Origin of the sequence: Aeromicrobium sp. CF3.5 (assembly GCF_051262695.1) — a bacterium.
GTDB lineage: Bacteria > Actinomycetota > Actinomycetes > Propionibacteriales > Nocardioidaceae > Aeromicrobium.
Genome location: NZ_JBIMEZ010000007.1, coordinates 180,188 through 194,092, shown reverse-complemented (window position 1 = coordinate 194,092; position 13,905 = coordinate 180,188). Strand labels below are relative to the sequence as shown.

The 13,905-nt window shown below is 64.3% G+C and carries 9 protein-coding genes; 4 read left to right on the top strand and 5 right to left on the bottom strand.

What is annotated here, in order from left to right:
• Window positions 1-413: 413 nt before the first annotated feature.
• Window positions 414-992 (top strand): hypothetical protein, encoded by a 579-nt coding sequence (locus ACHAA3_RS13890; protein ID WP_435709626.1) that lies wholly within the window; start codon window positions 414-416, stop codon window positions 990-992.
• Window positions 993-1,121: 129 nt separating this feature from the next.
• Here the strand turns inward: ACHAA3_RS13890 and ACHAA3_RS13885 are convergent, their stop codons facing one another.
• The 4 genes from ACHAA3_RS13885 to ACHAA3_RS13870 form a co-directional block, all read right to left on the bottom strand.
• Complete coding sequence (locus ACHAA3_RS13885; RefSeq protein WP_435709625.1) at window positions 1,122-3,473, bottom strand: S8 family peptidase; 2,352 nt, start codon at window positions 3,471-3,473, stop codon at window positions 1,122-1,124.
• A gap of 200 nt (window positions 3,474-3,673) precedes the next feature.
• A complete protein-coding gene (locus ACHAA3_RS13880) occupies window positions 3,674-4,672 on the bottom strand; it encodes an AAA family ATPase (protein WP_435709624.1) in 999 nt (332 codons plus the stop codon).
• 762 nt (window positions 4,673-5,434) lie between these two features.
• A complete protein-coding gene (locus ACHAA3_RS13875; RefSeq protein ID WP_435709623.1) occupies window positions 5,435-6,844 on the bottom strand; it encodes an NAD(P)-binding protein in 1,410 nt (469 codons plus the stop codon).
• A gap of 56 nt (window positions 6,845-6,900) precedes the next feature.
• Window positions 6,901-8,046, bottom strand: coding sequence for an acyl-CoA dehydrogenase family protein (locus tag ACHAA3_RS13870; protein ID WP_435709622.1), 1,146 nt, complete (start codon window positions 8,044-8,046; stop codon window positions 6,901-6,903).
• Between the two features lie 325 nt (window positions 8,047-8,371).
• Here ACHAA3_RS13870 and ACHAA3_RS13865 point away from each other — a divergent pair, with 325 nt between their 5' ends.
• The 3 genes from ACHAA3_RS13865 (at window position 8,372) to ACHAA3_RS13855 (ending at window position 12,235) form a co-directional block, all read left to right on the top strand.
• A complete protein-coding gene (locus ACHAA3_RS13865) occupies window positions 8,372-8,986 on the top strand; it encodes a TetR/AcrR family transcriptional regulator (protein WP_435709621.1) in 615 nt (204 codons plus the stop codon).
• A 113-nt stretch (window positions 8,987-9,099) separates the two neighbouring features.
• Window positions 9,100-10,452 (top strand): flavin monoamine oxidase family protein, encoded by a 1,353-nt coding sequence (locus ACHAA3_RS13860; RefSeq protein ID WP_435709620.1) that lies wholly within the window; start codon window positions 9,100-9,102, stop codon window positions 10,450-10,452.
• A 34-nt stretch (window positions 10,453-10,486) separates the two neighbouring features.
• The gene (locus tag ACHAA3_RS13855; RefSeq protein ID WP_435709619.1) at window positions 10,487-12,235 is read left to right on the top strand and encodes an amidase; all 1,749 of its coding nucleotides are present in this window, start codon (window positions 10,487-10,489) and stop codon (window positions 12,233-12,235) included.
• Window positions 12,236-12,315: 80 nt separating this feature from the next.
• On the opposite strand, the gene ACHAA3_RS13850 is transcribed toward ACHAA3_RS13855, so the two are convergent.
• The gene (locus ACHAA3_RS13850; RefSeq protein ID WP_435709618.1) at window positions 12,316-13,782 is read right to left on the bottom strand and encodes an APC family permease; all 1,467 of its coding nucleotides are present in this window, start codon (window positions 13,780-13,782) and stop codon (window positions 12,316-12,318) included.
• Window positions 13,783-13,905: the final 123 nt, after the last annotated feature.

Sequence of the window (13,905 nt, the reverse complement as noted above, 5' to 3'; positions counted from 1 at the left end):
CGACCAGCGACGCTCTAGACGAGTTCGATTCGTCCGAGCAGCGCGCCCGCAACGTCTTCGACTCGCCTCAACCCGTTCGTCCAGGTCGCCGAGTACTCGCGCGCCTCCTCCAGGTCGCTGACCAGTTCGAGTACGAAACCCGACGAGCTCCGTACTACTCCCAACGAGTCTCGGGAAGCACCAGCGCCGCTCTCAGCCACGAAGGGCTTGCCGCCGAATGCCACCGCGCCCTCATGGCCCTTGAAGAACGTGGCTACTTCATCAACTCCTTTGGATTGGACTGCGTAGACGAGCCGTCCGGGATCAGCCAGGCGGACGTAGTCGCCGGCCGGATCGGTCGAGCCGGGCTTTGGCCATCAAGCCCAGACCGACTCGCCCTCGCCGGTGATGACCTGTACGACCTGCTGGAGGTCATGCACGACCTCGCCGCTGCTCCACGCTCCAGTTCTTTCCACGACTACGGTCGCTGTGGTTGGCATTACGAGCAGTTCTCCATCTCTCGAGGCCAAGCCATATATCGGTGGACCATCAACACCATTCTCGAACGCGCGGACGTGCGGTTGCGCCTCGCAAACGAGGTCGAGGACCGTGGCCGGCTGGCCCAGACCACTACATACGGCCAGAGCGCACTCGCCATCACCATGGCCACACGCACCGACGCAGCCACTGGCGACCGAGTACGGCACGCGATCGCGCTGTTCCTGCGCCGAGACGCCGACGAGCACACCAAGCGGTCCGCTTGCATTGCACTCGCCGGAATCCTCGAGGAGCGCCGCAGAATTCTCAAGGACGGCCTGTTTACCAAAGATGAAGGCGCGCTATTCGAGATCGCGAATCGGTTCGCCGTCCGCCATCAGCGCTCGGACCAGCAGGGCGACTACGACCCCGTGTTCCTCGACTGGATCTTCTGGGCGTTCCTGTCAACCATCGAACTCACCGACCGTCTCATCGAACGTGTCCAGCCACCGGACCCTGATGGGTCAAATTCATGACAGAAGTTCTGAAGCCGTCCTCTTGAAGAGGTTCAAGAAGCAGCCCGTCGCGTCAACTGTGATCCACGGCCTTGGTAGGACGGGATCCATCCATCCGGACCCGCTTGCCCTCGGTTCGTCGTGCCGGGGTCACGTTTCGACAACAACGATCGGCTTGATCTGTTGCGCGACTGATGTCCAAAGATCGACCTCCGGCGCTTCGATGCTTACAACGAGCGAGTAGTCGACTCCCTGATCGCTCTGGTCGTAGGCACGACGATTCTTCCACCAGCCCGCAACTGGGTAGATCGCAACTGCGCCTTTGCTCGCCAAGTCTGCAGCCGAGCCGGTCCAAATATCTGTGTGCAGGGAACCGGAGGCCTGCTGTTGACTCGCACCGAAGAGCCAACCGGCATCAGTCGCAAGCTTCGGCGGCCGGCCCTCACCAATGCGCGCCCGCGTGTTGATGCGCTGACGGAACGACGCGACGCTGTCCTCAGGTCGTCGCATCGCAAACCGAAGCCCGTGCGAGGGGTAGACATACCGCCCCGTCCACCCACGACTAGAGGGATTCGGTTCAACGAAGTAGGACAGGGTCACTCGGAGTCGTACCTCCGACTCCCCCAATGCTTCCAGCTCATCTGATGGCCAGGGAAGTTCGTGCAGGTTCATCTCGCGTGTCTTGCCGTCGTTCGCGTTGCTTTCGCGTTCATAAGGCCTAATCCGGCCTTCCGCGATCAAGGTCAGCGCATCGGAAGCGCTGCGCAACGCGCGCTCCTGATTGGGTACTCCCATTCCGTACCGGCGAAGAAAGCTGGCCAGCTCGGTCTTGTTCGCGGCTCTGTCAGCGTGAGCCTGCATCGCACTGGTCCATTCAGCTGAGTGAACGACGAGTGCCCGAACCGTCTCCGCGCGAAATTCCGGGTAGGCGGCTTGGACATCTGCTGCCAGTGCGGCCACCTGAGCCGTCGCTGCAGACGTGTCGCGGGTTGTAGTGAAGAATCCTTGGCCCGGCCGTCGCATGCGGGTGGTGAGCAACGCCAGGTTCTCGGGCGTGTCGACGCTTGTCCCATCCGGGGAAGCCGCCACGTTTCCACCGTCCGCAACGACATCCGGCTTGAACGGCCACTTCTTCCGATCGAAGACCACCGAAGTTCGGCTGACAGGCGATAACTCACCTCTCGACGCGATCGGAACGTAGCCAGCATGAAGATCCGGCGCTCCGGCCATGTCATCAGTCTCTGAATATGCCCCGACCGTCAGGACGTTCCACGCCTGCGCTGGATCCTCAACGGGCTCGAGGTCGCTCCGCTGGAGATGATCATCAGAGGCGTTCACGTCACGAATGTTGCCTGCCGAGACGACGAACAGCCGCGGCCGACGTTCTTCGTCACGATCTAGGTATGTCAACTCGGGATCGGTGTCATCGATCGCTCGACCGAAGGCAAGCGCGTCGATGGTTGCCGACCAAGAGGTCGGACGGCCCGCTTCCGGACTACGGCCTTCCTGTTCGCCGGTCTGACTTCCGGCAGACATCAGTCCTGTGACTGCCAGCATGAAGACCCTGTGTCGTTCCGAAGCCTGAACCTCAGGCCGATCAACAGCACGCGCGGTGACACCACCGTAGAGTGCGGGATCGTTGCTTCCGCTGTCAGGAAGAAACTTCACCGACTCCAGCCGATGCGTCAAGGCAACCGGATGGGCGCTAGCAAGTGCGCCGCGTAGATCGCCGTAGAGAGCCAGTCCTGCCATCTCCGTCCCATGCCCAAACACGGGGTCCGGCCGCCACCGCGGATCGACAACATGGGCATCCAGCACAGACAGCGAGTCGGCCAACAACGGGTGGCCGCCCTGGACGCCGGTATCCAAGACGCACACGACTGGCGCCCCTGTGTCCGCCGCCTCCACCCGTTGGCGCAGCTCAGAGACCCACTCCGATTGTTCTGCGGCAGGAAGGCTCACCAGCAAGTCGGCGACGTCGTGCGGGCGACGGAGTTCAGCAAGGTCGTCAATCGATTCGAACAGGTCCGCGAGTTGGTCGGCCGTTGCTTGCAGGAGCGCCACGGTCCTGTCGGCAAAGCCGAGGTACTGCTCGCCGGTGTTGAGGCCGTGGCGATCGGCAAATCCGGCGAACCGCTGACGCTCACCACCGTCGCGTCTGCGCAGCCAGACCTCCCACCAGATCAGAGCTGTCGGCTCGTTCGGAAACTGATCAGCGGGGTCGGTCCACAACTCACGAATCGTTGCGCGGCGGACGGACTGAATCCCCTCGATCAGCGCAGCATTCTTTGCTCTGTCATCCGATGCCGTCTCCACATACTGCGTCAATCGCGACAAGAAGTACTGCTTCCTGCCGTCCGGGATGAACACCGTCGCGACCTGAACGACGCCGTCGACACCGTCCTCCACGTGCACAGCGACCAGCTCGGGCTGCTCGCCTACGGCACGCGGATCAAGGCTCCCCAAGGCGAGTTCAAGTCCTGCGAAAGACTGGAAGGTCACGTACGCACCCTCGCGCTCAACATCGTCCGCTGACGACATCGCCTGCTCGAGTTCACGCTTAAGTCGGCGTCCGTGAGCAGCACGATCACCAGCGAAGCCCGCGTCATCACTTCCCCCGCCCGAGGACGCGAGTGTGAATGACTCAGAGATACCACTGTCTGAGACGACGAGGTGCGGCCGATCGCGTTCCGCCATGTTGACTATGCGGTCACAGGCTGTGGGGCGCCCGCTCGTAGCCGGTCGTTGAGTGCGGCGACGAGATCGTCAGTTCGAATCTGCTTCCGACCCGACAGGACTGTCCGCTTAGCTGCGTTCTCGGCGGCAACAGCAACCTCGGCGTGGCTGAGACCATTAGACGCGTCGGTGACGCGCTTCCAACTGATGTTGCTGGTTCGAAACGTAGCCAGCCGATTCTCGATGACTGCCCGCACACCCTCTTGGTCGGGAAGATCGAAGTTCATGATCGTGTCAAATCGCCTTATCAGTGCATTGTCGAGGAGTTGAGGATGATTCGTCGCGGCAATGATGACGCTCTCCGACGGGTCCTCCTCCAGAAACTGTAAGAACGAGTTCAGCACCCGGCGGATCTCACCGACATCGTTGGCTGCGGCGCGATCGCCCGCAAGTGCATCCACCTCGTCGAACAGATACACACCTCGCGTTTGTACCAAAGCATCGAAGATGAGGCGAAGCTTCGCCGCAGTCTCCCCCATGAACTTGGTAATGATGGTGTCCAGACGGATCGCGAACAGCGGCAACCCCAATTCGCCTGCGATGACCCTCGCAGTCGACGTCTTTCCCGTGCCTGGCGGCCCGATTAGCAACATCCGACGGACGGGGGCCAGACCGTGGCGCGAGAGTACGTCCCGCTGACGTTGTTCGTGCAGAACGTGGTGAAGGCGTTCCGAGAGGTCGTCCGAAAGAACGAGGTCCGCGGCGCGCGCGTCGGGGTACGAAACTGTCAATAGCGAAGCGAGCTCGCCACGTGGCTGCGAAACGGGCACCACGGAGGCCACTCGGGTCGACGCCACCTCACGCTTTCGGAGGGCGTCAACCATATCTCGCAGTTCCTGCGCGAACTTGTCCTGCCCCGCGCGAGCAGCCTTCGCCGCTACTTGCATTGCGACTGAATAGAACTGGGAGTCGTCACCATCGGCGTGGCTCTTCACTAGCGCTTTGAACTGATCGTTCGTAGCCATGTCACACCCCCTTTCAGCTTCACGTGCGGCATTCCGCGTCGCCAGCTGAGTCTATCGCTCATACGTCGGTGGACATGGCGCAACGCAATGTCCCGTCACATGCCAATCTGGGAGGAGGCTTCATCAGTGCCTGTTTGATGTCTGACGCGCGAGAATCTCTTTACCCGCTGCCGCGGGCCGTTTGAGGCCGGACTTCCGGTCCCCCCTCGGATTCAGGCGGCGAGCGCTGCTCGCCACACCTCTGATTGGGCCGATTTGTGCTCCCTGAGGCGGCACAAATGCGGATCTCCCAATAGAGAAGAGTAAAGCCCCTGCAATTACAAGGTCTTTACTCTCAGAATCTTGTGTCCGAGGGGGACTTGAACCAGATGGATTCACGCTCAGAATGGCCGGTTTCGGCGTGCTGAGCGTGAAATCTGGTTCTGTTACGGCCCGTTAGTCACTGTTGCACCCTGCGATGTGCCCCCTGGGGGTGCACCGATATTCACGTTGTCATGGCCATCGTAGCCCCGACGTCGACGACCGAATCTGCCCCGACGACAAGTGGCATCAGCGGTCCCCAACCCGCGAAGAGAGTCCGGCCCAGAGACCTGATCCCTTTCCAGAACCGGTCTGGCCCGCTCGCTCGAAGTCTGCGTCGTTCATGTGTGCCTCCAACGCCCGGTTGTGATGGTGTCCCATCGGATCAACGAAGTGTGTGTCAACGACAGTGCAGGACCTGTACCGACCTCGGCGCTCGCCGCTACCTGCTGTGCGCACTGGTCAGACCATCTGACCGGCTGCCCCCACCCGCTTCGCCAGGTTCTTCATCGCCGGTTCCGCCCAGACACGAGATGCGTCCATGGCCGCCTTGACCTCGGGATCAGTCACCCGCTCGCGCAGCCCTCTGGCGGGATTGAGGCGCGTTTCACCAGACCATTTGCGAACGCTGGGCACCTCGCCCCGTCGCCGCGAGCTGACCATGTGGTCGCGGGTGAAGGAGAGCAGGTCGTCGACGTGTCCGGTGTAGACGACCGGAAGGGCCAAGTGCTCCTTGGCGTCAAGGTCGTCACCCATCTCGGCCTCGACCACGGCCAGGGTCGCCGCACTCCAGCACGCAAAGCCGGGCGTGACGTACTGCAGGGTGATGCGGTCCGGCTCGAACACCCGTCGCCTCTCCAAGGTCCGCAGACCCGTAGCGGTGCAGTCGACGAACACCTGCCCGGGCGGCAGGTCGACGCTGCCCTCGACCATGTCGATGCCGCCGTCGCGGACCCGGGTCACTCGGCCAGCGCGCACCACGTTCTTGATGGTCCGCAGACCTTCGATCTCCTCCTCGCTGATGGTCGCACCCCGAAAGGCGGTCGGCACGACATCGGGATCCACGCGGAGGAAGACTCCCAGCTCCTCAAGCTTCAGGGCCATCTCAAGTCCGTTCTCGGAGGTTGCGGCGGCCTCTAGCCAGGCAGCGCCGAATCCCACGCGGGTCTTCACCAGGTCCAGACACTGAGTCCAGGCTCGACTGATCGACCACACGTCGCGGGACCTGACCCACGTGATGCGTTCGGCGTCGACGCCGTTCTCAAGCAACCACGTGCAGGTGTCCATCGCCGTCTTGCCTGCGCCAAGCACCGTATATCCGGCGGCCGTCGTCCGCCGTTTGACCAAGTCGTTCGGGGGGATGACCACGGCAGCGGGGTCGATCTCGAAGGCCGGAGTGTGGGTGGAGGGGATGGTCGGCTCGATGTAGGCAGCGTCGACGACCTTGCGACGGACGACGATCTCGACCTCTTCCCCGTTCAGGGACGAGGTGACGACGTGACGACCGTCCTCGGTACGGCTGTAGTTGCTCATCGGCATGTACCGGACACGCCCCGACGCGAGCAGCACTCGCTCCATGACCTCAGAGAAGTAGCTGCAGATCTCTGCGGCCGACGACAACTCGTACATGCCGGCGTTGTTCCCGCGCTCGTCGATCCGATCTCCACCGAGCTGGGTCGACGACACGCCGTAGCACGCTGCTGGCTGGTGCAGCCGGACGAACGGATAGGCATCGTGCCAGTGCCCGCCGGGGCGGTGGCGTCGATCGACCATGATGACGTCGGCCGACGAGTGGTCGACGAGTGCGTCCACGAACGCCATGCCGGACGCACCGGCGCCCACCACGAGATAGTCGGTTTCCAGCTTCAGCATGTGTCTGTTCCCTACAGGAGATGTGCGGTGTCCGACCCGCAGTCGGGCCGAAGTGTTCAAAGACCGAGGTCGCGGCCGATCAGTTCCTTCATGATCTCGTTGGAGCCGGCCCAGATCCGAGTCACCCGGGCGTCACGCCAGGCACGGGCAACCCGGTACTCGTTCATGAAGCCGTAGCCGCCGTGCAGCTGGACGCAGTGATCGAGCACCTCGGACTGTGTCTGCGAGGTCCACCACTTGGCCTTGGCGGCATCGATCGCGGTCAGATCGCCATCGGTGTGCGCCTGGACGCACTGGTCGACGAAGGCCTGGGCGACGTCGATCTGGGTGAACATCTGCGCCAGCAGGAACTTGTTGTGCTGGAACGAACCAACGGCCTGACCGAACGCGTGGCGCTCCTTGGTGTACTCCAGCGTCTCGAGCAGGATCTGTTTGGCATGCGCCAGGTTGCCGACGGCCGAGCCCAGCCGTTCCTGCGGGAGGTGTTGCATCATGTGGATGAAACCGCCATCGACATCTCCGATGACTTCAGCATCGGTGAGGCGAACGTTCTCGAAGAACAGTTCGGCCGTATCGGCCTCGACCTGCCCGACCTTGTCGAGCTTGCGGCCGCGGGAGAAGCCTTCCGCGCCAGCCTCGACGGCGAACAATGTGATGCCGCGGGCCTTCTTCTCCGGTGAGGTCCGCGCCGCAACCACGATGAGATCGGCCGAGTAGCCGTTGGTGATGAAGGTCTTCGAGCCGTTCAGGACCCATGAGTCTCCATCGCGCACGGCCGTGGTCTTCAGTGCCGCCAGGTCCGAACCGCCGCTGGGCTCGGTCATGCCGATCGCGCACCAGATCTCTCCGGTGGCCACCCCTGGGAGCCACCGCTTCTTCTGGACGTCAGTCAATAGAGCCATCAGGTAGGGCGCGACCGTGTCTGCATGGATGCCCCAACAGCTGTGCAGCGCTGCATTGACCGCAGCGAACTCCTCGCCGACGATGGCGGTGAAGCGGTAGTCGTCGGCCTCGACCCCGCCGAACTCCTCGGGAACGAGGAGGCCGAGCAGGCCCTGGGCGCCTGCCTCGAGCCAGACCTCCCGTGGGAAGGCGTGGTCCTCGATGTACTGGTCGATGTTCGGGATGACCGAACGCTCGAGGAATCCTCGGACGGACTTGCGGAAGTCCTCGTGGTCCTCGTTGTAGATGTCGCGCTTCATTCTCGGCGGCCTCTCGTACGTTTGTGCTGGGTGGATGCAGTTCAACGCCATGACCTGCCCCGTCGATGACTGACTGATGATCCACTTCTGCCAAGAGAACCTTCTACGGGTATTGCGCGAACTTTGCGGCGCCCCATTCTCGTTATCGGCAAGACGTGCGCTGAGTCAACCAGCAGTCTTCGGCGCAGTAATGGTGGTGCACTTCGATCGGAGTACACTCAGGATTCCACATTATGAAGCCAAGGACAAGGGGTCTGCACCACAGACCTCTCTTCTCATCGTGTGAAATCATGGCCTCTCCCACTCTCCTGGCAGGCGGTTGATCATGACGTACGTTCCAGCGCCCGTCCGACGCGAGCAGATCGTTGCGGCGGCGCGCCGAGTCATGGCTCGGGACGGTGTGGCAGATGCATCGCTACGATCAGTGGCCGCCGAGGCCGAGGTCCCGCTCGGCACCATGCAGCACGCGTTCAGGACGAAGAGCCAGCTACTGCAGGCCGTGGTCGATGACGTCATCGACGAGATCGCTGCGGTCTATGGGACCTCCCCGCACGTCGACCATGGCCTCCCCCAGGCCATCCAGCAGAATCTGACCGACTTCTGGTCCCATCTCGTGGAGGGTCACTCCCAGCTGCAGCTGATGCAGTACGAACTCACCACCCACGCACTGCGATCAGCCGGACACGAGCGCCTGGCCAACTGGCAGTACCGGCGATATGGCGAGGGCGTGGCTCGATGGTGCGAGGACGCGGCCTCGCGGTCCGGCGAGGTCTGCGCCATCCCCTTCGACCAGCTCGCGCGACTCATCGTCGCCGGGATCGATGGTCTCATCCTCCAGCATCTCTGCGAACCCGACGAGTTGCGGTCGACCCACGACCTACAGGTCTTCATCGACCTCGTGATTACCCTCACTGAAACCGGACCGGCACCGGCCCGCTGAGGGGCGTCGTCGCCGTGAATCGAGGTCGCGCAGAGTCTTGCCAACGCGACCAGATTCGGCGTACATTTCAAAAGTCGGTCAAGTGACCGACTCTTGTCGAGGAGTGAGTATTCATGAGCGATGTTGACGTCGTTGTCGTCGGCGCGGGCCTGGCTGGCCTGTCCGCAGCGCGCAAGCTGGTCGCCGCTGGCAAGACCGTGGCAGTCCTGGAGGCACGCCAGCGCGTAGCCGGCCGCAACATGGGCGGGACCCTTTCCAACGGGGTGGACGTCGAGCTCGGCGGCCAGTGGATCGGCGAGAGCCAGAATGTCGCCAAGGCGCTCATCGACGAGCTCGGACTCGAGCTGTTCAATACCTATGACACGGGCGACTCGGGGCTCTTCGTCGACGGCGAGTTGCTTCGCTTCAACACCGAGGGTGTGTGGGGCCTCCCCCCCGCCTCGGCCGCCGAGATCAACCGCCTCTTCGCACTGCTGGAGGAGCAAGCGCAGTCAGTATCACTCGACGCCGTGTGGGAGACCCCGAACGCCGCCGAGCTCGACCGCCACACCCTCGATGGATGGATCAGGCGGAACACCGACGACGAGCTGGCACGGCGTTACCTCGAGATGCTCATTCCGGGCGTCTTCTCCGCCGAGGCGCCTGAACTGTCCCTCCTGCACTTCCTGTTCTACGTCAAGTCCGGTACCAGCTGGAACGTGTTGATCACGACGACGGGCGGCGCCCAGGAGCAGCGGGTCGCTGGCGGGACGCACCGCATCTCCGAGCGCATGGCTGAGGACCTCGGCGACCGCGTGCGACTCAACACCGTCGTGCGGACCATCCGACAGGACGACTCGGGAGCAACGGTCGAGTATGAGGGCGGATCGATCACGGCCCCGCACGTCATCGTTGCGGTCCCGCCGACCCTGGCCGGCCGGATGCGCTACGTGCCCGCCCTGCCAGTCGCGCGCGACGCGGTCACCCAGCAGATGCCAGCCGGCTCCGTGATCAAGTTCCAGGTCGGGTACGACACCCCGTTCTGGCGCGAGGACGGGCTCAACGGACAGGTGCAGAGCCTCGACCACGCGTTCAATGTCATCTTCGACAACAGCCCCGACGATGTCTCGTGTGGCGTCATCTGCGGCTTCATCGAAGGCAGCTTCGCGCGCGAGATCGCCGATCTCGACGCGCAGGGACGACGCGAGCTCGTGCTGGGTGCACTGGTGGACTACTTCGGCCCCCAGGCTGCCGAGCCGTTCGACATGATCGAGCAGGACTGGAACGCCGAGGAGTTCACCCGCGGTTGTTACGGCGGGCGTCTGGCCGCAGGAGCATGGACCGCCTACGGCCACGCGCTGTCCACGCCGGTCGGCAGGATCCACTGGGCGGGCGCGGAGAGCGCAACGGTCTGGAACGGATACATGGACGGTGCGATCTCGTCCGGCTACCGCGCCGCCGAGGAGATCCTGGACGATCGGGCCTGACCGAGGCCTGAGGCCCGGGAGAACGGAGACAATCATGTCGACATCGACGTCGGAGCCAGACAGCACCGGCTCCTTCCAGGTTGCCGAGGCCACGATCGCCCAGCTGCGGGCCGCGCTCGACAGTGGCACGATCGCCAGCGAACAGCTGGTGCGGTCGTACCTGGCTCGGATCGAGACCTTCGACCGCGCTGGTCCGCTGCTCAACGCAGTCGTCGTCTCACACCCGGGCGCACTGGCCGAGGCGCGCGCATCCGATGACCGACGCGCACGCGGCGAGCTGCTCGGGCCGTTGGACGGCATTCCGTACACTGCCAAGGACAGCTACATGGTCCAAGGGTTCACGGTCGCGGCCGGCTCGCCGGCGTTCGAGCACCTCACGGCCACCTTCGACGCCTTCGTGATCTCCAGGCTGAGATCGGCCGGTGCGATCCTGATCGGCCTGACCAACATGCCTCCGATGGCCGCGGGCGGGATGCAACCAGGCGTCTACGGACGGGCCGAGAGCCCGTACAACCTGAGCTACCTGCCGGCGGCCTACGGATCTGGGTCGTCCAACGGTTCGGGAGCGGCCACCGCGGCAAGCTTCGCTGCCTTCGGGCTGGGCGAGGAGACGTGGTCGAGCGGACGTTCCCCCGCGTCCAACAACGCCCTTTGCGCCTATACCCCGTCATGGGGCCTGATCTCCGTGCGCGGCAACTGGCCCCTCACCCCCACGATGGACGTCGTGGTCCCACACACCCGGACCATGGAGGACCTGCTCGAGGTGCTCGACGTCGTCGTCGCCGACGACGTGCACACCCGCGGCGACTTCTGGCGGACGCAAACGTGGATCGACGTCCCAGCGACATCGACGGTCCGGCCACCGTCCTACCTCACGCTGAAGGTCACCGACCCGTCCGAGGCGGAGCGACGGCTGGCAGGGCGGCGTTTCGGCGTCCCCCGGATGTACGTCAACGCCGACCCAGAGGCAGGGACCGGGGACGATCCGGGCGTGGGCGGATCGACGGGCCGCCCCATCACGACCCGCCCCTCGGTCATCGACCTGTGGCAGGATGCGCGCCGATCACTCGAGACTGCGGGCGCCGAGGTCGTCGAGGTCGACTTCCCGGTCGTGTCGAGCTACGAGGGCGATCGCCCGGGCGTCCCCTCCGTCACAACCCGTGGCCTTCTCCCAGACGGGTACCTGCACGCCGAGCGGGTCGTGTTGTCGGCGTGGGCCTGGGAGGAGTTCCTGCGCGCGAACGCCGACGAGTCACTCGCGTCGCTGCGCGACGTGGACCCCACGACGATCTTCCCCGCCACCCCCGGAGTACTCCCCGACCGCTACGAAGGCTTTGAGGGAGTCGTCGCGAGCCTCGCCGAGGCGCTCGAGGAGCTCGGCGACGGCGGCCTCGAGGACATCCCACACCTGCGCGAGGGTCTGGAGGGGCTGGTGCGGACACGAGTCCTCGACCTGGAGAACTGGATGGACGACCTCGACCTCGACGCGGTGATCTTCCCGGCCGCAGCCGACGTCGGCGCCGCTGACATGGACGTGGACCCGGACGCCGCCGATCATGGCTGGCGCAACGGGGTGTGGGTCGCCAACGGCAACCTGGTCATCCGCCATCTCGGCATCCCGACCGTCACCGTCCCCATGGGCACTATGGCCGATATCGGCATGCCGGTTGGTCTGACGTTCGCCGGCCGCGCCTACGACGACACCGCCCTGCTCAGCCTCGCCGCAGCCTTCGAGGGCACGGGCCATCGCAGGAGCGCGCCGCCGCTCACTCCCCCGCTGTAGATCTCCGGGTGCAGGACGCAGCAGGCGCCCGATCCGGTGGATCGAGCGCCTGCTGCGTGTGACGTGCTGTCGCACTGAGCTCAGCCGACCCGCGCGGGGTCTTCGACCGCCGGGCGTCCACCCCGGAGACGGTGGAGGATCGCGCCGATCACGAAGACCGCCGGCATGGCACCGATCATCAACGCGTTCGGCACGAAGTCGGTGTATCCGCTGAGAAGGCTGAAGTTGCTCGCCATCAGGTACAGCGCAGCGGCCAGGCCCACAAATCCCAGCAGTGGGGCCACGAGAACCCGTGCCACCCCATGTCCCCGACGATCGCTGAGGAAGAACATGACGACGGCGACCGAGCACAGGGCCTGGGCTGCCACGACCCCGATGACGCCCGACGCGTAGAGCCAGGTGCCGAGCTCGAGGTATGGGTCTAGTCCCGCGAGCATCGCGATGATGACGACCGCGAAGGTGATGACGCTCAGGACGACGCTCGCGTAGTGCGGCGACTTCATGCGCGGGTGGGTCGTGGCCAGGAAGCGTGGAAGCATGCCGCCTCGGCCCAGCGAGAACATGTAGCGCGTGCAGGCGTTGTGGAAGGCGATGACGGTCGCCAGGAAGCTGGTGACGATCAGGAGTCGCAGCGCCGTGACGAGCGCTCCGCCCACGAAGGTGTCGGCCTGGGCGAACACCATGTCGAGGAAACCGTCTCCCTGCGACTGCTCCAACGCGCCGTCGTTGCCGTACCCGTAGATGACGACCCAGAAGCTGAGGGCGTAGAAGACCGCGAGGAAGATGACCGCGATGTACGTGGCACGCGGAATGGTGCGTTCGGGCTTGTCGGCCTCCTCGGAGTAGATGGCAGTGCCCTCGATACCGATGTAGGCGCCGAACGCGAGCAGGAAGAGCGACCCCGATCCGCTCGCGAAGAAGACGTTGTCGGGGGCGAAGGAGGCCGCGCTGGGATCTTCGGGACCGCCCTGGATCAGGACTGCGACGATCAGCACGAGGATCACTGCGACCTCGAGGCTCACCAGGACCATCAGGATCTTGGCGCTGAGATCGACCTGGCAATAGCCAACGACGGCCACGATCGCAGCCAGCACCAACGAGCAAACCTGCCACGGCACGTCCAGACCGAAGACTGCGTTCAGCGACCCCTGCGCGAAGACGCCGATGTAGCCGACGAAGCCGATGACGCACACGCCGTAGGCCGCCATCGTCATCATCGCGGCACCGGAACCGGCGGTGCCCCCCAACCCACGGGTGACGTACGCGTAGAAGGCGCCGGCCTCGGTGACGTGCTTGGACATCGCGGTGAAGCCGCAGGCGAACAGCAGCAGCACGATGCCGGTCGCCAGCATGACGCCAGGAGCCCCAATACCTCCGACACGCAGCGAGAGCGGTCCGGTGCTGAGGACGATGGTCAACGGGGACGCCGCCGCGATCACGAAGAAGACGATCTGCGCCGTCCCCAGCTTGCCGCCAGCAAGGCGGCCCGCATCCCCTGAGGAGGAGCGACTGCCTGCACTGGTCGGATCTAGAGAATCGGTGGTCATGGTGCTCCTCGGGGGGACTGAGATGAGGCCTGTGGTGTGGACCACATGGTCGACTGCCCGATGCTCCACCCAGACTTGTCCCCCCCACTATGGGATCTCCACGAAGTTCGAGTCGTCCTTTCG